At 64.8% G+C, this 21,231-nt stretch carries 15 protein-coding genes; 6 read left to right on the top strand and 9 right to left on the bottom strand.

Annotated features, from left to right (window positions below; all coding sequences use genetic code 11):
- Window positions 1-166: 166 nt before the first annotated feature.
- Window positions 167-955, top strand: coding sequence for a sulfite exporter TauE/SafE family protein (locus LFL96_RS03320; RefSeq protein ID WP_280997985.1), 789 nt, complete (start codon window positions 167-169; stop codon window positions 953-955).
- 40 nt (window positions 956-995) lie between these two features.
- Here LFL96_RS03320 and LFL96_RS03315 read toward each other — a convergent pair whose 3' ends face one another.
- Together LFL96_RS03315 and LFL96_RS03310 are read right to left on the bottom strand one after the other, a co-directional pair.
- Window positions 996-1,253: a hypothetical protein gene (locus LFL96_RS03315; protein ID WP_281000535.1), complete on the bottom strand. Its 258-nt coding sequence runs from the start codon at window positions 1,251-1,253 to the stop codon at window positions 996-998.
- A gap of 335 nt (window positions 1,254-1,588) precedes the next feature.
- Window positions 1,589-1,936: a BON domain-containing protein gene (locus LFL96_RS03310; RefSeq protein WP_280997983.1), complete on the bottom strand. Its 348-nt coding sequence runs from the start codon at window positions 1,934-1,936 to the stop codon at window positions 1,589-1,591.
- Window positions 1,937-2,492: 556 nt separating this feature from the next.
- Between LFL96_RS03310 and LFL96_RS03305 the strand changes: the two genes are divergently transcribed.
- The 3 genes from LFL96_RS03305 (at window position 2,493) to LFL96_RS03295 (ending at window position 5,937) form a co-directional block, all read left to right on the top strand.
- The gene (locus LFL96_RS03305; RefSeq protein ID WP_280997981.1) at window positions 2,493-3,989 is read left to right on the top strand and encodes a TAXI family TRAP transporter solute-binding subunit; all 1,497 of its coding nucleotides are present in this window, start codon (window positions 2,493-2,495) and stop codon (window positions 3,987-3,989) included.
- Between the two features lie 64 nt (window positions 3,990-4,053).
- Window positions 4,054-4,731: a 2-hydroxychromene-2-carboxylate isomerase gene (locus LFL96_RS03300; RefSeq protein WP_280997980.1), complete on the top strand. Its 678-nt coding sequence runs from the start codon at window positions 4,054-4,056 to the stop codon at window positions 4,729-4,731.
- 228 nt (window positions 4,732-4,959) lie between these two features.
- Window positions 4,960-5,937: a LysR substrate-binding domain-containing protein gene (locus tag LFL96_RS03295; protein WP_280997977.1), complete on the top strand. Its 978-nt coding sequence runs from the start codon at window positions 4,960-4,962 to the stop codon at window positions 5,935-5,937.
- A 96-nt stretch (window positions 5,938-6,033) separates the two neighbouring features.
- Here the strand turns inward: LFL96_RS03295 and xdhC are convergent, their stop codons facing one another.
- The 3 genes from xdhC to xdhA all read right to left on the bottom strand — a co-directional run bounded on the left by xdhC (window position 6,034) and on the right by xdhA (window position 10,675).
- The gene (gene xdhC / locus LFL96_RS03290) at window positions 6,034-6,600 is read right to left on the bottom strand and encodes a xanthine dehydrogenase accessory protein XdhC (protein ID WP_280997975.1); all 567 of its coding nucleotides are present in this window, start codon (window positions 6,598-6,600) and stop codon (window positions 6,034-6,036) included.
- Between the two features lie 68 nt (window positions 6,601-6,668).
- Window positions 6,669-9,035, bottom strand: a complete 2,367-nt coding sequence (gene xdhB, locus LFL96_RS03285) for a xanthine dehydrogenase molybdopterin binding subunit (protein WP_280997974.1) — start codon at window positions 9,033-9,035, stop codon at window positions 6,669-6,671.
- Window positions 9,036-9,145: 110 nt separating this feature from the next.
- Complete coding sequence (gene xdhA, locus LFL96_RS03280) at window positions 9,146-10,675, bottom strand: xanthine dehydrogenase small subunit (RefSeq protein ID WP_280997972.1); 1,530 nt, start codon at window positions 10,673-10,675, stop codon at window positions 9,146-9,148.
- Window positions 10,676-11,063: 388 nt separating this feature from the next.
- Between xdhA and LFL96_RS03275 the strand changes: the two genes are divergently transcribed.
- Together LFL96_RS03275 and LFL96_RS03270 are read left to right on the top strand one after the other, a co-directional pair.
- The gene (locus tag LFL96_RS03275) at window positions 11,064-12,275 is read left to right on the top strand and encodes an MFS transporter (RefSeq protein ID WP_280997970.1); all 1,212 of its coding nucleotides are present in this window, start codon (window positions 11,064-11,066) and stop codon (window positions 12,273-12,275) included.
- A gap of 225 nt (window positions 12,276-12,500) precedes the next feature.
- Entirely contained in the window at window positions 12,501-13,829 is a 1,329-nt protein-coding gene (locus LFL96_RS03270; RefSeq protein WP_280997968.1) for a DUF1996 domain-containing protein, read from the top strand.
- A gap of 86 nt (window positions 13,830-13,915) precedes the next feature.
- On the opposite strand, the gene LFL96_RS03265 is transcribed toward LFL96_RS03270, so the two are convergent.
- The 4 genes from LFL96_RS03265 to aspT (LFL96_RS03250) form a co-directional block, all read right to left on the bottom strand.
- The gene (locus tag LFL96_RS03265) at window positions 13,916-15,154 is read right to left on the bottom strand and encodes an alanine--glyoxylate aminotransferase family protein (RefSeq protein WP_280997966.1); all 1,239 of its coding nucleotides are present in this window, start codon (window positions 15,152-15,154) and stop codon (window positions 13,916-13,918) included.
- Window positions 15,155-15,373: 219 nt separating this feature from the next.
- A complete protein-coding gene (locus LFL96_RS03260; protein WP_280997964.1) occupies window positions 15,374-17,038 on the bottom strand; it encodes a bifunctional aspartate transaminase/aspartate 4-decarboxylase in 1,665 nt (554 codons plus the stop codon).
- A 133-nt stretch (window positions 17,039-17,171) separates the two neighbouring features.
- Window positions 17,172-18,854, bottom strand: coding sequence for an aspartate-alanine antiporter (gene aspT, locus LFL96_RS03255; RefSeq protein WP_281000533.1), 1,683 nt, complete (start codon window positions 18,852-18,854; stop codon window positions 17,172-17,174).
- Between the two features lie 213 nt (window positions 18,855-19,067).
- Entirely contained in the window at window positions 19,068-20,750 is a 1,683-nt protein-coding gene (gene aspT / locus LFL96_RS03250) for an aspartate-alanine antiporter (protein WP_280997962.1), read from the bottom strand.
- Window positions 20,751-21,231: the final 481 nt, after the last annotated feature.

Raw genomic sequence — 21,231 nt, 5'->3', positions numbered from 1 at the left:
GTCCACAAGGTCGCAAAGGTACAGCACGCGCAGCCGCTGCAACCCATGCAACGGCACAGCGGGCACGGCGCGCGCAGGCGCCATGCGCCCTGCAAGTCGCATGCGCTACATGCGTCGCAAGCCGCAGCCACCCTTTCCATCCAACCGACCTTCAGCCGTCCGCTCCATGGCTCTTCCCCATATCGATCTGCTGTACTCCTGCTCCGGCCTGTTCGTCGGCTTTCTGGTCGGCCTGACGGGAGTCGGCGGCGGCTCGCTGATGACGCCGATCCTCGTCCTCCTGTTCAAGGTGCATCCGGCGACGGCGGTCGGCACCGACCTGCTGTACGCGGCAGCCACCAAGGCGACCGGCACGCTCGTGCATGGCCTCAAAGGCTCCGTCGACTGGCAGATCACGCTGCGTCTCGCCGCCGGCAGCGTACCGGCCGCCACCGTCACGCTGATCCTGCTGCATCGCTATGGGATGGACTCGCCGGGCGCGAGCCGGCTGATCCAGATCGTGCTCGGCGTCGCGCTGCTCGTGACGGCGGTGGCGCTGGTGTTCCGCCCGCAACTCGCGGCGCTCGGCGCGCGCCGTCCGCGCGCGCCCAGCCAGGGCCGCACGCTCGCGCTGACCATGCTGACCGGTGCGATCCTCGGCGTGCTGGTGTCGTTGACGTCGGTGGGCGCCGGCGCGATCGGCGTGACGGTGTTGCTGCTGCTCTATCCGTTGCTGCCGACCACGCGCATCGTCGGTTCGGATATTGCGCACGCGGTGCCGCTCACGCTGCTGGCAGGCGCGGGGCATTGGCTGCTGGGGTCGATCGACTGGTCGATGCTGCTGTCGTTGCTGGTGGGTTCGCTGCCGGGCATCGCGATCGGCAGCTATCTGTCGTCGCGCGCGCCGGACGCGCTGCTGCGCAACGTGCTCGCCGCCACGCTGACGCTGGTCGGCGTACGCCTCGTGTTGACCTGAAAACCCGAACCCTGACACCTGAAACGCAGGTCGAGCGGGCTTACCTGGAAAACTTGAAGAACCGGCAGGTCAGATCGGCCTCGAACTGCCGGATCCACTGACCGCGCCGGTCATGATAGGACTGCGCCCAACCGCCGCGGCGCACCGTGACGAGGCGCTCGGACGCATCCTGCCCCACGGTCACGGTCGCGCTGATGTGGAAATGCGCCGGCGCGAAACCATGCCGCGCGCACACCAGTTCGAAAGCCGCCCGATCGCCGATCGGCAAATCCGTGTAGCGCAGTAGCGTGGTTTCCATGGCTGCAACTCCGATTCCCCATGCAGTCACAGTACGCCTCGGCCGGCGTCGTTTGTGTGTCGCAGCGCACAGTGGCGATGTGACGCCGGCCTCGTCGCGCAACGCACGGCCCGGTGCGCCGCTCAGCGGATGGCACAGTTCGTTGCGTCGCAGCAAATCGACGCGCTTTCCGACACCGCGGCGACGCGCCGGCGACACGAAAATCATCACACTCGCCCGCCATCGCTCCGATCCTCCGCGCGCCGGAAAAAGGCACAAAAAAAGCCCCGGCGATGAACCGGGGCTTCGTTGTTCCGCCACGCATCGGAGCGATGCGTCAGCGGCCTTCCGCCAGCTTATTGCTGCACGACGGTCAGCTTGTTCGTCACCGACGTCACGCCAGCGACGCCCTTGGCGGCGTCGCCAGCCGCATCGATCTGGCCTTGGTCCGGCACCGAACCCGTCAGTGTCACCACGCCGCCGCGCGCGCGCACCGCGATGTTCGACACGTCGACGCCTTGCGTCTTCGCCAACGCCGCACGCACCTTACGGCCCAGTTGGCTGTTGACCTTCTTGGTCGCCTTGGCGCTGGCAGCCGGCGCGGCGGTCGTGCTTTGCGCGTCGCTTGCCTGGGCGTACACGTTGCACGCCACCACCATTGCCACCACCGAGCCCAGCGTTTTCAGAAAACCGACCGATTTCATCTTTCTCTTCTCCTTAGCTTCACATTGGACCGCATGTCTAAGCGGCTTCGTTACGACTACGGGCGACCCGATACGACGCGCGCGATGGAACGCGGCGCGGTATGGCCGACTAAGGCGGCGACACGATGTGCGAGAGGCGAGAGAGGCCGGCCGCGCCACATGCCAGGCATACAAAAGATGCAGGCGATGCGGATCGAACCGGCATGCCGCGAAGTCCGCCGACGCGCCCGGTTCTTGTCAGTCTTGCCGGGTCGCGCCGCGCAAACATCGGTTCGCGGCAGCGATGCACAATTTAATCTAGCCGGGCGAGAAGCGCAAAGGGTTTAGGTAGCGACGCGCCACGCCGCGGTCATCCGATGTTCACGCTGCATTCACGACACGTTCACGCTGCGTTCACGCTGCATTCACGCCGCATTCACGATTTGTTACGCGTTTCTCGCCGCGCCCGCCCGCCCCGCATTCCGCCGCGCCGGCAATCTCAGGTACCATCGGCGCGACGCGCACAGCCGTCCCGCCGCGCCCCGTCCACCTTCGACCGTCGCCGTCACGTCAATCGATGAAGCCAGCCACCGGCCGCAAACGCCCTCCCCGACTCGTCGCCCGTTTCGTCGCGATCTCCTGGCGCGACCTTGCGGTCTCGTTCGGGCCGATCCTGCTGATCGCCGCCGCGGCGATCTGGGTCGCCGTGCGCCTGATCCAGCCCGCGCCGCCGAGCACACTGACGATCAGCGCCGGCCCCGAGGGCAGCACCTTCTGGAACGCCGCGCAGAAGTACAAGGCGATCCTCGCGCGCAACCGCATCACGCTGAACGTGCTGGCCTCGGAAGGCTCGCTGCAGAATCTCAAGCGGCTCTCGGACCCGAAGTCGGACGTGGATGTCGGCTTCGTGCAGGACGGCGTCGCGCCCGGTCCGGTCAGCGACGGTCTGATGTCGCTCGGCAGTGTCGCCTACGTGCCGCTCGCGATCTTCTATCACGGCCCCACCATCACACGGCTCTCCGAGTTCAAGGGCCAGCGCCTCGCGGTCGGCGCCGAGGGCAGCGGCACGCGCGAACTGGCGCTGGCGCTGCTGAAGGCCAACGGCATCGAGCCGGGCGGCGCGACGAAGCTGCTGCCGCTGTCGGGCGACGATGCCGCCCAGGCGCTCGTCTCCGGCAAGGTCGACGCGGCGTTCCTCGCCGGCGATTCGGCGCAGCCGGCGGTGATGGGCAAGCTGTACCGCACGCCGAACGTGCAGTTCTACGACTTCACGCAGGCCGATGCCTACACGCGCCGCTTCCCGTACCTGACCCAGCTCGAAATGCCGATGGGCGCCTTCGACCTCGGCAAGAACCTGCCGTCCGCGCCGATTCACATGGTCGCGCCGACCGCCGAACTGGTGGCGCGCGACTCGCTGCATCCCGCGCTGTCGGACCTGCTGATCGAAGCCGCGCGCGAAGTGCACGGCAAGGCGAACGTGCTGCAGCGCGCTGGCGAATTCCCCGCGCCGCTCGCGCACGACTTCCCGATCAGCGACGACGCCGCGCGCTATTACAAGTCGGGCAAGAGCTTCCTGTACCGCATCCTGCCGTTCTGGCTCGCGAGCCTCGCCGACCGGCTGCTGGTAGTCGTGGTGCCGCTGATCGTGCTGCTGGTGCCCGCGTTGCGCCTCGTGCCTTCGCTGTATGCGTGGCGGGTGAAATCGCGCATCTACCGCTGGTATGGCGCGCTGATCGCGATCGAACGCAGCGCGCTCAGCGAGCATTCGGCGGCGGAGCGGGCGTCGCTGATCGAGCGGCTCGACGCGATCGAGGAATCGGTCAACGGCTTGAAGATGCCGCTCGCCTATGCGGACCAGTTCTACGTGCTGCGCGAGCATATCGGCTTCGTGCGTTCGCGCCTCACCCAGGCCCGCGACGGACAACGCGACGAGGAAGACGAACAGGACGAAGCGGACGATGCGCACGACCCTCGCGTGAAAGACGCACACGACGCAGAGCACGGCGCGAGCGCCCCGGACACCGTCGGCGACCCCGGGAACACGCGGACTGCAAGCCCTCGCCACACCGCGTAAGATCATTACAATTCCGACGGTCCAGCAGACGCGCCGTGCGGATCAGGCAATCCGGGAGACATCCATGACCGTTGGCATCGACGCCAAACAAGCGCTTTGGTTTTACGACTTTGTCTCGCCGTTCACGTACCTGTTGCTCGAGCAGCACGACAAATGGCCGGGCTTCGACTTCGCGTTCACCCCGGTCGTGCTGAACGATCTGTACCGGCATTGGGGGCAGGCGCCCGCGTCGACGGTACCGTCCAAGCGCACCTTCATGTACCGGCACGCGCTGTTCCGCGCGGAACAGCTCGGCATTCCGTTCAAGATGCCGCCGGCCCATCCGTTCGACTCCATGAAGCCGCTGCTGCTCGCCACCGCCGCGAAGGGCGACGTCCAGTTCGTGCGCGAGATCTTCCGCTTCATCTGGCGCGAGGGCCGCGATCCGTCGAGCGAAAGCGGCTTTGCCGAACTGTGCGAACGCGTCGGCATGCCCGACGGTCCCACGCTGATTCAAGACCCCGAAGTGATCGCGCAATTGCGGCGCAACGGCGCGGATGCGATCGGCCTGGGCGTCTACGGCGTGCCGACCTTCCGGCTCAACGATCAACTGTTCTGGGGCGAGGACGCGTTGCCGATGGTGCTGTACTGCGCGCGCACGCCGAACTGGCTCGAATCGAAGGAAGTGAAGCGGATCAGTTCGCTGCCCTCAGGACTCACGAACATGTCGCCGCAGGCGGCGAAACCGGCTGATCCGTCGTAGGGTAATCGCAAGCTTCGCGCGATCGGGACGGCACGTATGGCGGAAACGCACGAAAAAAGCCGCCGCAACAGCCGTCCTGATGCTGGCCATACCGTGCCCGCTATGCTGCTACCCTGCAATCGGGCCTAAGGTTATAACCTTTGCGCGCCTCGCGCGGGACCACCCGCGCCCGGTCAGCGCCCGACGCTTCTACGCGGCTCGAACCGCCTGCCCCGCTTTACCTCGAACATGGACGACACCGCCGCCTCCCTCGATATCTGGCTCGTGCGCGTACTGCGCACGCTGCTCGTCGAGCGCAGCGTCACGCAGACAGCGCTGCGTCTGAATCAAACCCAACCCGCCATCAGCACCGCGCTGCGCAAGCTGCGCGAAACCCTCAACGACCCGATCCTCGTACGCGGCAAATCCGGCATGGTGCCGACCGAATACGGCGAGTCGCTGCTGGCCTCCGCGCAGCGCGTGCTGCGTGAAGTCGATTTCGTCGCGACGCCGCACGGCGATTTCGATCCGGGCCGCTCGCGCCGCACGTTTCGCGTGGCCGCGCCGGACTATCTGAACGACTTCTTCATGCCGACGGTGATCGCTCGCTTTCGCGAAGCGGCGCCGAACGCGCGGCTCGAAATCGATTCGCTGAGCCCGATGCTCGATCACTCCGCCGCGCTCGATGCCGGCGAACTCGATCTGGTGATCGGCAACTGGCCGAAGCCGGACGCGCGCTTCGAGCGCAGCGATCTGTTCGCCGACACGGTGGTGTGCCTGATGCGCGCGGACCATCCGCTCACGCGCATGCCGATGACGCGCGAGGCCTACCTCGCGGCCCCGCATCTCGCGCCGACGCCGTATAGCGGCGCGCGCGGCGGTGCGATCGACATCGGCTTCGCGCGGGCGCGCGCCGACCGCCGCATCGTCGCCACGCTGCCCTACTTCGGCCTCGTGCCGCAGACGCTGCTGCAATCCGATCTGATCTTCACGACGACGCGCCGTTTCGCGATGCACTACGCGAGCATCCTGCCGCTCGCGGTGGTCGACGTGCCGATTCCGTTTCCGCGCATCAAGTGCTATCAGCTGTGGCATCCGCAGCCAGATCGGCCGAGCGATGTCGGCTGGTTGCGCACGCTGATGTCGCAGGTGTCGGACGAGCTGGTCGCGCAGAAAGTGCGGCGCGCCAAGCGGCCGCCGAAAAAAGAAACGTCAGCGCAAGGCTGACGTTAGCGGGAAGGAGGGGACGTTTTACGCGTCACCCTTTGAAGAAAGACTGCGAAGGCACATTCAAACAACCCTCACACGACGCTCACGTGAAGCTCACACGCTCGCGCAGAGTTTATCCAGCGTCGCCTGCGCCGCGACCTGCCGCGAGCGGATCTGCAGCAGTTCGGCACACACCGCCACCGCGATCGCGGGCGGCGCCTTGTCGACGATACCCGCCACGCCGATCGGACAGGTCATCTCCACCAGCCGGTCAAGATCCACACCGCGATCCAGCAGACGGCGCTCGAACTTCACGCGCTTGGTCTTCGAACCGATCATGCCGAAGTACGTGAAATCGCGTCGCCGCATGATGCGCGCGGCCAGCGAGAAATCGAGCGCGTGGTTGTGCGTCATCACCAGGAAATACGCACCGGGCGGCGCCGTATCGACGATCGCATCCGGCGTGTCGGTCGCTTCGATCTGCACGTTGGCGGGCGTCTCGTCGGGGAACAGCTCGTCGCGTTCGTCGACCCACTGGACCACGCACGGCAGGCTGCCGAGCAGCTCGACGAGCGCGTGACCGACGTGCCCGGCACCGAACAGCACGATGTGCATCGGCGCCGGACGCGGCACCTGCACGGTGCTGCGCCGGCCGATCTGAACGGAAGAAGAAGCGTTCATGGCGATCATTCCAGTGAGAGGTTGAGTCATGCGTCTTGCGCCGCGCCTGCGTCAGTCGCGCCGCGCGTTCACTGACGCGGCGTGGCGACGGCCGCGCGCACCGCGCTGACGGCCTTGAGGATTTCCTCGCTCGTCGCCGGCGCGTTCAGCGGCGGGTTGACCTTGTGGTTGCCCACCGCCGAGACCGCATCGCGCACCGCGAAGAACACCGAGAACGGCAGCAGCAGCGGCGGCTCGCCGGTCGCCTTCGAACGGTGAATGCTGTCCTCCGCATTGCGGTTCTTGAACAGGCGCACGCGGAAATCGGGCGGCGTGTCGTTGACGGTCGGAATCTTGTAGGTGGACGGCGCATGCGTCATCAGCTTGCCGCCCGCGTTCCACCACAGTTCCTCGGTCGTGAGCCAGCCCATGCCCTGAATGAACGCGCCTTCCACCTGGCCGACGTCGAGCGCCGGGTTCAGCGATGCGCCCACGTCGTGCAATGCGTCCGCGCGCAGCACGCGCATTTCGCCGGTCAGCGTGTCGATCACCACTTCCGACACGGCCGCGCCGTACGAGTAGTAGAAGAACGGCCGGCCTTGCAGCTTCGCCTGATCCCAGTAGAGCTTCGGCGTGGCGTAGAAACCGTCGGACCACAATTGAATACGTGCGACGTAGGCCTTCGCGATCACTTCCTCGAACGGCACCACGGCGTCGCCGACCACCACGCGGTCGTGCACGAAGCGCACTTCCGACGCGCTCACCTGATTGCCGCCGAAACGCTCGGCCGCGAATGCCTGCAGACGTTCGCGCAATTGACGCGCGGCGTCCTGCGCGGCCCTGCCGTTCAGGTCCGAACCGGTCGATGCCGCCGTCGCCGAGGTATTGGCGATCTTGCTGGTATCGGTCGCGGTCACGCGGATACGGCCGAAGCTGATGCCGAGTTCATGCGCGACGACCTGCGCGACCTTGGTGTTCAAACCCTGGCCCATTTCGGTGCCGCCGTGGTTCACCAGCACCGAACCGTCGGTGTAGATATGCACCAGCGCACCGGCCTGGTTGAAGTGGGTCACGTTGAACGCGATGCCGAACTTCACCGGCGTCAATGCGAGACCCTTCTTCAGGATCTCATTGTTCGCGTTGAATTCGTTGATCGCGGCGCGGCGTGCGCGGTATTCGCTGGTCGCTTCGAGTTCGTCGATCAGCTCGTGAATCACGTTGTCTTCGACGACCTGGCCGTACGGCGTCTGATTGCGCTCGGTCTTGCCGTACAGGTTGCGGCGACGTACGTCGAGCGAATCCTGGCCGACCGAACGCGCGACGTTGTCCATGATGTATTCGATCGCGAACGCGCCCTGCGGACCGCCGAAGCCGCGGAACGCGGTGTTCGACTGCGTGTTGGTCTTGCCGCAGAAACCGTCGATCGAGACGTCGGAGAGCCAGTACGCGTTGTCGAAGTGGCACAGCGCGCGCGTCATCACCGGACCCGACAGGTCGGCGGAGAAACCGCAGCGCGAGGTCATGTCGACCGACACGCCGTCGATCACGCCTTGATCGTCGTAACCGACTTCGTACGTGTAGTGGAAATCGTGGCGCTTGCCCGTGACCATCATGTCGTCGTCGCGGTCCGGACGCAGCTTCACCGGGCACAGCAGCTTCCATGCGGCGAGCGCCGCGCAGCAGGCGAACAGACCCGATTGGGATTCCTTGCCGCCGAACCCGCCGCCCATCCGGCGGCACTCGATCAGCACGTTGTGCGACGCCACGCCCAACGCATGCGCGACCATGTGCTGCATTTCGGTCGGATGCTGCGTCGAACAGTAGACGTGCATGCCGTCGTCGTCCTTCGGCACCGCGTACGAGATCTGGCCTTCCAGATAGAACTGTTCCTGGCCGCCCAGCAGCATTTCGCCGGCTTCGCGATGCGCGGCGCGGGCGATCTTCGTGCCGGCATCGCCGCGCGCGAGTTTCATCGGCGGCAGCACGTGCTGGTTCGCGGCGCGCGCCTGCTGCGCGGTCAGCACCGCCGGCAGCTCTTCGTAGACGACTTCGGCGCGGCGCGCGGCGAGACGCGCGGCTTCGTGCGAGGTCGCGACCACGATGAACATCGGCTGGCCGACGTATTGCACGAGGCCGTCCGCGAGAATCGGATCGTCGCCGTGGATGATCGGGCCGACGTCGTTGACGCCCGGGAAGTCCTCGGCGGTGAAGATCGCGACCACGCCCGGCGTGGCGCGCACCTTGTCGAGCGACATCGAGACGATCTTCGCGTGCGCTTTCGGCGACAGGCCGAGCGCGGCGTGCAGCGTGCCGGCGAGCGTCGGGATGTCGTCGGTATAGGTCGCGCGGCCGCTCACGTGCAGATGCGCGGACTCGTGCGGTCGCGAAACGTGGACCTGGGTGAAGTCCTCGAGCTCCTTGAGGTCTTTCAGGAACGGTTCGGCTTGCTGATTCATTGTGATGTTCTCCGTATGCTTCCAGGACCGCGCCGGGACGCCCCGGTTGTCCTGCCCGTCCGCCCGGCATCAAGCGCCAGGCGGCCGGCCTTTTGTGTACTTATCTCGTCTTAGACATTCGCGCCGGCCGGGGCACAGGCCGGGGCGACCGCGCGCACGTCGAGCGCGCTCTTCGGCAGCGGATTGTTCGGACGCGTTTCGAGCCAGAAACGGTACAAGGTGTTCTTCGCGGCATCGAGCCGGTAGTTGCTGGTCGCACGCATGTCGGACAGCGGCGCGTAGTCGTTGCCGAGCGCGATCATCGCGGCCTGCGCGGTGGCTTCGTGCCATTCCGCGTCGCGCAGCACGGCTTCGGCGTGCGTGGCGCGCTTGGAGGTCGCGGCCATGCCGCCGAACGCGATGCGCGGTTCGCGGATCATGTTGCCGTCGGCGATGAACGAGAACGCCGCGCAGACTGCCGAGATGTCCGAGTCGAAGCGCTTGGACAGCTTGTAGGTGCGGAATTGCAGGTTCTTGCGCGCGCCGGTGCGGGTCGGCACCTTCAGCCCGACCACGAACTCGTGCTCGGCCATGTCCTTCTTCTGGTAGGCGAGGTACAGATCTTCCAGCGGCATTTCGCGTTCGATATCGCCGCCGCGCACGACCACGTGCGCGCCCAGCGCGATCAGGCCGGGCATCGAATCGCCGATCGGCGAACCGTTGGCGATATTGCCGCCGAGCGTGCCGGCGTTGCGGATCGGCAGCGACGCGAAGCGCTGCTGCATTTCGAACAGTTCCGGATACTGCTTGATGATTTCCGTATAGGCCTTTTCGACGCTCACGCCCGCGCCGATCTCGATCCAGTCGCCGTTGACTTCCAGCTTCTGGAATTCGGCGATCTGACCGACGTACACGATGTTGCCGAGCTCGCGCATCATCTTCGTGACCCACAGACCGATGTCGGTGCTGCCGGCGAGAATCCGCGTGGCCGGTTCGGCTTCCTTGATCTTCGCGAGCGCGTCGACCGTGCGCGGCGCGTCGAACTGCTGGCCGGCGTGCTGATAGTGGAACGTGTCGGTACGTTCGATCTTCGCGAGCGTCGCGGCGAGCGCTTCGACGTTGACCGGCGCTTTCGGCGGCGGCGCGTCGAACATGCGCACGGCGGCATCGACGATCGGACGGTAGCCGGTGCAGCGGCACAGGTTGCCGGTCAGCGCGTTGCTGATCGTGTCGCGCGACGGCACCGTCCTGTTCGCGCAGCTATGCTCGTGGCCGTGCTTTTCATACAGCGACCACATCGACATGACGAAGCCCGGCGTGCAGAAACCACACTGCGAACCGTGACACTCCACCATCGCTTCCTGCACCGGATGCAGCGAGCCGTCCGGCTGACGCAGATCCTCGACGGTGAACAGCGCCTTGCCGTCCAGCGTCGGCACGAATTGAATGCACGCGTTGACCGCCTTGAAGTCGACGCCGCCCGCCGCATTGCGTTCGCCGAGCACGACCGTGCACGCGCCGCAGTCGCCTTCGGCGCAGCCTTCCTTGGTGCCGGTGCAGTGCGCGTCCTCGCGCAGATACTGCAGGACCGTGCGGGTAACAGGCGCGTCCTTGATCTCGCGGATCGCGTTGCGGTGGTAGAAGCGAATCGGCTCAGTCATGTCTCTTTACTCTCGAAGTTCTGTGTCCGTGGGGACGTGCTGCGTGATGGTTCGAAAACTATCATCCTCAATAAATACAACCCATAGCTCGGATCGCATGCGGGACATATCCTTGAAACGATATAGAGATGGATTTGAGCGGTCGGTGGCTTATGTTCATAGGCGAAATTTACCGTATTTTTTTAATTTATAAGCCAATAAAGACAACCCCACTCTGCCGCAACTCACCTGTCGCACCGGAAAAAACGACGTCGAAGCAGCAAAAACTGACCACTATATGCATCCGGCACCGTTTATTAACCGCCTGGATTATTAAGCAATCCCTGCAAGGGAATCGGTTCCATGGGAAAATCACGGCTTTCCGGCGTTTTCAAGTCTCGTTTTCCCCATGTCCACCGACTCAGCGGCACCTCGCAGCCAGTTTGCGACGACCTTGCAGATCATTCCGGTCGTTTTTTTCACGTTTATTTGCTACCTGACGATCGGAATTCCGCTCGCGGTGCTGCCCGGCTACGTCCACGACGACCTCGGCTATAGCGCGGTGCTGGCCGGCGCGGCAATCAGCGTGCAATACCTGGCGACGCTCGCGTCGCGGCCGCTGGCCGGCCGCTCGGCGGACACGCTGGGGCCGAAACGCACGGTGTCGATCGGTCTGCTGGGGTGCGGTGCGAGCGGCGTGCTGTTGCTGGCCGCGGTGCTGTGCGGCCGCTGGCCCGTGCTGAGCCTCGCGCTGCTGGTGTGTAGCCGGCTCGTGCTCGGTTTCGGCGAAAGCCTGTGCGGCACCGGCGCGATTCTGTGGGGCATCGGCCGGGTCGGCACCAGCAACAACGCGCGGGTGATTTCGTGGAACGGCATCGCCACGTATGGCGCGCTGGCGGTCGGTGCGCCGCTCGGCGTCGCGATCGCGCATACGGTCGGCTTCGCCGCGCTGGGCATTCTGGTGATTCTGCTGGCCGCTCTCGGTTTCTATCTGGCGCGGCCCATCGCGCCGGTGCCGGTCGTGCACGGCGAGCGCATGTCGTACGGCAGCGTGTTCACGCGCGTGTTGCCGCATGGCCTCGGGCTCGCGCTCGGCTCGGCCGGGTTCGGCTCGATCGCCACCTTCATCACGCTGTTCTATGCGGCGAGGCATTGGCCGAACGCGGCGCTGTCGCTGACGGTGTTCGGCACGCTCTTCATCGGCGCGCGTCTGCTGTTCGCCAATACGATCAAGACTTACGGCGGGTTCCGCGTCGCGATTGCGTCGTTCTCGTTCGAATGCGCGGGGCTGTTGATGCTGTGGCTCGCCCCCGAACCGCACGTGGCGCTCGCCGGCGCCGCGTTGACGGGCTTCGGCTTCGCACTGGTGTTTCCGGCGCTCGGCGTCGAGGCGGTCGGCCTCGTGCCGCCGGCAAGCCGCGGCGCGGCGTTGTCGGCGTATTCGGTGTTTCTGGATCTGTCGCTGGGGATTACCGGGCCGCTGGCGGGGTATATCGCCGGTGAGTTCGGCTACGGCTCGGTGTTTCTGTTTGCGGCGATGGCGTCGGCCGCGGCCGTCGTGCTGTCGACGGTTCTCTATCTGCGCAATGCACGCGCGCCGGTCGCCCCCGCGGCGACCTGATTCAGCTTCGATCGGTTCCTTCTTCCTGTCCGACGCGGCACGCCGCGTCGGAGACGGCGCCCGCCGCACCGGCGGATTCGGATTGCACGCTCATTAGACTTTCGTCATTGTCGGTCCCGTCTTCGCTTCCAGACAGATTAGTTCGTCATACTACGAAACAGGTTTCATCAATGACGCTCGCGGCCGCACGGGTTCGCGATACGTCGCGACTCAACGGAGTCCGACATGAAAATCTTTCGCGTGCTCTGGATACTTCTGGCGTCGGTCGCTGCCCCCGCCTGGGCCAACGAGTTCAACGTGCAATGCGCTTACTCCCATACATTGCCGGATGATCCGATCATGTATCCCGGTCTTCCCGGTCAGGCAATGGGTCACGATTTCTTCGGCAACACGGCGACGAATGCATCCAGCACATACGGTTCACTGAACGACAACAAGCTCACCACCTGCGATTCGACCGCCGACGTCTCGGCCTACTGGGCGCCGCAACTGAAGCGCGCGTCCGGCATCGTCGTGCCGTCGTATCAGAAGACCTATTACAAGAACGATCAACCGGTTGTTCCGCTTCAGGCGATTCCCGCCGGCCTCGAGATGCTGGCGGGCGATCACAAGGGCACGACACCGAATCCCCACATCAACTTCCTGTGCGCGGGCGGCTCGTACACGACAGTCGCCCCGACCCAGTGCCCGCTCGTGACCGGCAGCGACGGCCCGTACGCGCAGCTCGACATCTCTGTGCATTTCCCGGATTGCTGGGACGGCAAAACGCTGGTGCCCGACCCCATGGCCGGCATTGTCAACATGGCGTATCGCAATGCGGACGGTACGTGCCCCAGCGCCTTCCCGGTCAAGCTGCCGGAGTTGCAGATGAACATCGCGTACGACCTCGGACAGGACCCCGATATGTCGAGCGCGCAGCTATCGCTGGACCCGGTGTGGCAGGATGGCCGCTGGGTGCTGCAATGGGGCGGCATGTACACGGCCCACGGCGATTTTATCGACGCGTGGAAGGTCGATTCGATGCAATACATGATCGACACGTGCATGAACGCGCCGGTAACGCAGGGCTCGACCTGCTCGAAGAGCATCCCGACGTATTACTCGGTCGCTAACGCAGACGCGTGGACCGACACGAACGGCGTGGTGCATGCCACCGACGCCACGCTGATGTCGACGACCGGCAGCGTCGTACTGATGAAATTCGACACGCCTCGCGATCTCGGCGCCTATCCGTATGCGACGTCTTCGCTGCAAACCTATGGGCAGAACGTCAGCGACTCGACGGCCGTGATGCTCGACCTTTACGCAGCGTCCACGGATTGGGACGACGCGACGCATCCGCCGACTGCCAGCGCCTGCTCGACGCAACACATAGGCGGCATCTATCTGGACAACTTGCCCGGCGTGCGCACGAACGACGTGACGAGCTACGTGGCCGCGCAGGTCGCCGCCGGCGCGACGCAGATCGGCATCTGCATACGCAACACGACGGGGCGCAGCGTGCAGTTTTCTTCGCGCGAAGGCGGCTGGGCGCCGGCGCTCTATCTCAAGTGAAGCGCCGCGCTGCCCGCGCGCGCGGCGGCCGGCTTCGGCGTTGCTTCAGTTTCGATCAGGCGTGCGACAGGGACGTTCACGCCGCGTCACCGCGCTGCCGCGCGCGCCCCACCCGACAGCGATTTCTCCAGCGCCGCTACGCCCGCCGGCAAATCCACGTTCGCGCCGAGATCGCGCATCGTGCGGCCCAGCGCGTGCAGCGTTCTGAACAGATTGTGTTCGCGGCATTGCTCGCCCATCTGGCCGATCCGCACGATCGGCAAACCGAACGAGCCCGAAATCTCCACCTGATGCTGCCGCGAGATATGCCCGCAGATGTCGCCGGGATTCAAACCCTGCGGCACTTCGATGCCGACTACGGAATTGAGCCGGCACTCGGCGGGCGCATACAGCTTCAGCCCCAACGCGGCGATCCCTTCCTGCAACGCCAGCGAGCATTTCAGATGTCGCGCGAAACGCTTCTCCAGCGTCTCCGCGCACACCAGTCGCAACGCCTCGTGCAACGCGAGCACGCCCGACACCGGCGCGGTGTAGTGATAGCCCGCGTTGTGCCAGAAGTTCTCCGCGAGCGAGGCATCCAGGCACCAGTGCGCGTTCGACGCCGTGCGTCCCTTCACGCGCGCCCACGCCGCATCCGAGAACGCGATCAGCGACACGCCGGGGATCGACGACAAGCCCTTCTGCCCACCGGTGATCACCGCGTCGATGCCCCACGCGTCCATCTCCAGCGGCATCGTGCTGAGCGTGCACACCGCGTCGACGATCACCAGCGCGCCAGCCGCCTTGGCGAGCGCGGCGATATCCTTCAGGTGGTAATTCCACACCGTGTTCGAGGTCTCGCCCTGCACTACGGTCACGATCTCCGGCCGCTCGCGGCGAATCGCTTCGGCAACCTGATCGAGACTCGCGACCACGCCGTCGTCGACGTCCAGCGTGCTCACCTGCGCGCCGACACGGCGGCCCATCTCCGCCATCCGCTCGCTGAAGAAACCGTTCTTGATGCTCAGCACGCGCGTGCCTTGCCACGCGAGATTGGAGATCGCCATTTCCATCGCCGCCGATCCCGGACCCGCGACACCCAGCACCCACTTCGAGTTCGTCTGGAACACGTAGCGCGCCATGGTCTTCACCTGGTTGATCACCTTCACCATGGTGCCGCCGAGGTGATTGATCACGATCGCGTTGGCCTTGGCGACGGCGGCGGGAATCGGCACGGGGCCGGCGCCCATCATCAGCAACGGTTCTTCGGGAAGGATGGCGTCGAGCGAGTCGACAACCGGACAGGGCACGACGGAAGCAACGGAGGAGTGTGAAGAAGTCGGCATGATCGAGACGTGTGAGTCGACGTAGAAGTCGGCGTGAAAGTCGGAACGCGAGCAAACGCAGAGTAAAAAGCGGCCTCGCCAGCAATGACACTGGCGAGGCCGTGCGTTGGATAATTCACCGATCCGCGCGATTGCGCAAGCCTTTAAACACGTTTGCAGCGAATTTATTCACTTTCGCTGCAAATGCCTGCCAGTTGGCCAACAATCGCCCACCGCGTGTTATTTCACCTTCGTTTTATCGAGCTTTTTTCCGGTCGCGGCATTGAATCGTTCGATGTACTCCTCGATCAGTTTGCGCAGCGCGCGCCCGATCTGCCGATAGTCCGACTCGTTCAGATTCGCGAGCGATACGCGCCCCGACGGATGCTGCGTGCCAAACCCGCGCCCCGGCAACAACACGACCCGCGCTTCGCGTGCAAGACGGAACAGCAGCTCGGAAGGCTCGGTGTTTTTCAGCAGCCAGTCGACGAACTCGCGCCCGAACATCTTCTCGCCAAGGAATTCGATGTCGAGAATCGTGTAGTAGTCGACCTGATTCGGATCGTCGTCCTCGAACGAAATGCCGACCTCTTCGTAGAGCGCCTGCTTGCGCTTGCGGATCAGCCGCTTCAGCGCGTTCTTGTACGCGTCGGGCGTGTCCATCAGCGAGAACAGCGAGAACAACACCATCTGCACCTGTTGCGGCGTCGATAGACCCGCCGTGTGATTCAGCGCGACGGTGCGGCTGTCCGCGACCAGCCGGTCGATGAACTTGAGCTTGTCCGGCTCCGTCGTGATCGATTCGTAGCGCTCGTGCAATTGCTTCTTCGCGTCCTTCGGCAACTCGGCGATCAAACGGTCGAGCACGTTGTCGCGATGCGTCGCGATCGTGCCGAGCCGCCAGCCGGTCGCGCCGAAATACTTCGAGTACGAATACACGAGGATCGTGTTCTTCGGCGCGAGCGCGAACAGCGACACGAAGTCGTCGGCGAAGGTGCCGTACACGTCGTCGGTCAGCAGGATCAGGTCCGGCCGTTCCTTGACGATGTCGGCGATGTACTGGAGGCTCTCGTCGTCGATCTTCACCGAGGGCGGATTGCTCGGGTTCACGAGGAAGAAGGCCTTCACCTTCGGGTCGCGCAGCTTGTCGAGTTCCTTCTTCGAATACTGCCAGCCGTTTTCCACGTCGGCTTCGAGATTGACGACATTCAGCTGATAGTCGTTCAGGCGCGGAATCTCGATGTACGGCGTGAAGATCGGCATGCCGAGCGCGATCGTGTCGCCTGCCTTGATCAGATGGTTCTCGCGCATCGTGTTGAAGATGTACGTCATCGCCGCCGTGCCGCCTTCCACCGCGAACACGTCGAATTCGCCGACGAACGGATGATTGCCGATCATCTCGCGGCGCAGATACTGGCCGACGATCAGCTCGGACAACTTGAGCATGCGGTCCGGCACCGGATAGTTCGACGCCAGGATGCCCTCGCACATTTCGTACAGGAAGTCGCCCGCCGAGTAGCCGAGCTGATCGCGCACGTACGAGACCGCGCCGCGCAGAAAGTCGATGCCCGCCACGCCCTTGTTCTCGCGCAGGAACAGATCGAAGCGTTCCTCCAGACCGTCACGGCGCGGAAAGCCGCCCACGCCTTCGGGCATGTACGCGAACGAGCGCTCCGACTCGCGCATCGCGAACAGGCCCAGTTGCCAGAAGCCGTGCCGCGGAATCGTCGCGAGAAAGTTCGGGTTGCCGCGGCCGGCGTTGAGCATCGACACGTTCGCGGCGCGCTCCACGGCGCCGCCACCGGCCGCCTTGATCAGTTCGTCCTTCAGTTCGAACGGGCTGAGCGCGGCGAGACCCGCTTGCGCCATGTCGGCGTGTTTCTTGTCGCCCTTCTCTTTTGCCATGATGCGTTCTCCAGTGAGCAGGTGAATGACGCCGGCGTCGCGAGGATCGCCCGTTGGACGCCGGCGTGAGAGAGATCGGTAAAGCGGCTGTATGCGATGGTTGACGTGGGTATTTCGCCGGTCGCCGCCGGCGTCAGACGAGCCCGACGACGAGCGGCCCGAGCAAGGTCAGCGCGACGTTCGCGATTGCATACGTGATCGCGAACGGCACGGTGGGCACCGCGCTTTCCGCCTTGTCGAGCACACCGCCGAAGGCCGGGTTCGCGCTGCGCGAGCCGGTCAGCGCGCCGGCCAGAATCGCCGCGTTGTTGTACTTGAGCACGTAGCGGCCGAACAGCATGGTCAGGATCAGCGGGAACAACGTGACGAACACGCCGAGCAGGAAGATCGTCATGCCGCTCTGCTTGACCGTCACCACCGCCTGCAGGCCGGAGTTCAGGCCCACCACCGCGACGAAGGCCGCGAGACCGAAGTCCTTCAGCAATTGCGACGCGGCCGACGGCATCACCCCGTACATCGGATGCTTGCCGCGCATCCAGCCGAACAGCAGGCCGGCCAGCAGACAGCCGCCACCCGAGCCGAGCGTGAGCGGAATACCGGCCACGTCGATCACGATCAGCCCGATCAGCAGACCGAGCACGAGACCCACGCCCATGTAGATGAAGTCCGTCTTGTTGCTGTACGGCAGCTCGTAGCCGGCGGCATCGACCGCGCGCTTGGTGTCTTTCGGCGAGCCGTAGAACGTGATGACGTCACCGTGCTCCAGCTTGGTTTCCGGCAGGATCGGCACCGGCTGGCCGGCGCGCGTCACGTTCTGGATATACACGCCGTGGCGCAGATCGCGATCCACCACGTCGCGCGCGGCGGCGATCGTCGTGTGATTCATGCCTTTGCGGGTGAACACGCCGTCGCGCGTCTGCATCACCACGCCGATGTCCTCGACATTGGCGATCTCGTTGCCGTTCGCGCCGAACGCGACCACCGCCTCGCGGCGGCCCACCACCAGCACTTCGTCGTTCGCCTGCAAGGCGAGATCGGGCACGGGGTCGAGGTTCTTGCCGTCGCGCTTGATGCGCTCGATCGTCAGCATGTCCTGATGCAGGGTCTCGACCGCCTTGACGGTCTTGCCGGCGCTGACGTCGATCCGGTACGCGCGTCCCACCAGTTCCGGCAGCGCGCGAATCTGCCCCGCCGCGAGCGACGATCCGCCCGACGACAATTCGCGCTCCGCCTCGATCGACGCATCGCGCAGACTTTGCCCCATGAACTTCGGCAGGATGTTCACGCACACGATGATCGCGCCGAGCGAGCCGAACACGTAGGTCACCGCGTAGGCGATCGCGACGTCGGACTGCAACGATTTCACCTGATCGGCGGGCAGGCCGAGCCGCGCGATCGCATCGCCCGCCGTGCCGATGATGGCCGACTGCGTGAGCGCGCCGCCCGCGAGTCCGGCCGCGAGCCCCTTGTTCAGGTGGAACAGCTTCGCGCACACCACCACGGTAATCAGCGCGGTCACCGCGAGAAACACCGCCATCGCGATTTCGCGCAAGGTCTTGCGGTTCAGCGAATTGAAGAAGCCGGGACCGGAGTCGTAGCCGACCGCGTAGATGAACACCGCGAACATGACCGACTTCACGCCGTTGTCGATCGTCACACCCGCCTGGCTGATGACGACCGCCGCCAGCAGCGAACCGCCGACCCCGCCCAGTTGAAACTTGCCGAAGTTGATCTGGCCGATGAAGTAACCGGCCGCTAACGATAGAAACAGCGCAATCTCGGGTGATTTCTGAAAAATGTGATGTAGCCAGTCCATCATGCCCTCGCTGGATAGTTTGAGATATTGAGTGCTGGGTGCTGCGTGCCGGGATGGCCGGCGCCGTGCCTGCGGTTGCGCGAAGCGAAGTCATGGGAATCGCGATGCGCGTGCCGCGTTGTCGTTTCGCGTGCGTGGTACTGCTTCCTGTCGTGACGCGTGTGTCGTGTTGCGTCGTGCTGCGTCGTGTTGTGTTGTGTCGTGCCCTGCCTGCTAACCGAGCTTGCCCGCGAGACCCACCACCACGGGTCCCATCAACGGCAACAGAATGTTCGAGAGTGCGTAGGTGATCGTGTAGCCGATCACCGGCGTGGAATTACCGGTCACCCCCACCAGCGCGCTGATCGCCGGCGTGCTGCATTGCTGGCCGGCGATCGCGCCGAGCAGCATCGGCGCTTCGAGCTTGAGGAACATGCGGCCGATCCACAGCGACAGCAGTCCCGGCACCAGCACCATCAGAATGCCCGCCACCGGCAGCGCGAGACCGTACTCGCGCACGAGCTTGATCGCGTCCGGTCCCGCCGACAGACCGACCGCCGCGATGAAGGTGGCGAGGCCGAAGTCCTTGAGAATCTGCGCGGCCGCCGACGGTAACGAACCGATCAGCGGATGGCGCGAACGCACCCAGCCGAACAGCAGGCCCGACAGCAGACAGCCGCCGCCCGTACCGAGCGCGATCGACACGCCGCCGATGCGGCCGCCCAGGTGACCGATCGCCATGCCGACGAGCACGCCGAGACCGAGGTAGACGAAGTCGGTCTTCTGCGTCGGCGGCAACACGTAACCCAGGCGCCGCGCGCCGCGTTCCACGTCGGCTTTCGCGCCGACCAGCGTCAGCACGTCGCCGCGATCGAGTTCAGTGCCCGGTAACGCGGGCACCGTGGTTTCGAGCCGTGTGACCGCCGCGATATACACGCCACGTCCGTCCTCGGGCTTCGCGCGCTCGCGCAACTGCGCGACCGTGAGCCCTTCCGCGTCGCGCCGTGTCAGGACGACGTCGATCTTCTCCGCGACGAGCGGGCCGAACACGGCGCCGTCGATTTCGTCGCCCAACGCGGCGGCCGCCGTCACGATCGCTTCGCGCCGCCCGGCCACGAGGATCAGGTCACCGGCCGTCAACGCCGCTTGTGGTTCGACCGGCACGGCCCCGCCCGCGCGCTGGATCTGTTCGATGGTCAGGTTGTAGCCGTGCAGCCGCTCGATGGCCTCGACGGTCGAGCCCGCCGCCGCGCCGACCCGGAATGCCCGCCCCACCAGCGCCGGCGCCCCCGCGCGCTGCCCCTCGCCGAACGCGCCGTCGCCGCCGAGCTTGCGCCACACGCGCTCGGCTTCGTCGCGCAGATTGACGCGCAACAGCAGCGGCGCGAACTGGCTCGTGAACAGCACGATGGTGATCAAGCCGAACAGATAGCTCACGCTGTACGCCGTCACGATGTTGGCCTGGAGCCGCAACGTCTCCGTGTCGGCGAACCCGAGTTTGGCGATTGCCTCCGACGCCGTGCCGATCACCGCCGATTCCGTCGCCGCACCGGCCAGCAGACCGGCGGCCGTGCCCGCGTCGAGCCGCATCACGACGACCGCGATCAGGATCAGCGCCAGCACCGATACGATCTCCACCAGCGACAACACGCCATACCGCCAGCCGCGGCCGATATTGGCGAAGAACTGCGGGCCGCCGGTAAAGCCGAGCGCGAAGATGAACAGCGCGAACGCGACGTTCTTGAGGTCGGGCGCGAGCCGCGCGCCGGTCTGTCCCAACAGCAGCGCGACGATCAACGTGCCGCACACGCCGCCGAGCTGAATCGGCCCGACCCGGAACGAGCCGATGAAATAGCCGATTGCGAGACTTGCGAACAGCGCGATCTCCGGTTGAGACCTCAGCAATTCACCAATCATGTAGATCCGCCGATTTACAAGGTTGATTAGCAGGAGACTGAAAAACAAATGCTCAGAAAAAGTGCAAATAATTCGCCTGGACCCGGTACGGCTCAGCAATTACTCAACCGGCATAACGGTTGAATGACACTATTTATGGCAATGGGATGACGCGGAATGCGCCGGGGGAAATTGCCGCGCTGCGGCGATGTTATTGAAAAGCGCTGGTGATAGCTGAACGGTCACGCTGTCCTCGCAAAAAAGCTCGGCGCCCCTGAAAAAGGCGCCGTCTTCCGATGGCCGATTTTGACTGCTTTACGACATCAATGACATGTTTTTGTCAGATGCTTTTTTAATAAATATTAAAATTCTCGACGGCTGTCAATAATAATTTCGATTTCGCCCGGATTGGCTTCGCAAAAGATGATCTTTAGCAATCGACGAATGGCAAATTGCGGCAAATCAACGCAAGCGCGGGCACAATCCAGAACAAGATCGCAGG

The organism is Paraburkholderia sp. D15 (assembly GCF_029910215.1).
Classification (GTDB): domain Bacteria; phylum Pseudomonadota; class Gammaproteobacteria; order Burkholderiales; family Burkholderiaceae; genus Paraburkholderia.
Note: the sequence above shows the minus strand (reverse complement) of the source record. Positions and strands in the feature narration are given on the sequence as shown.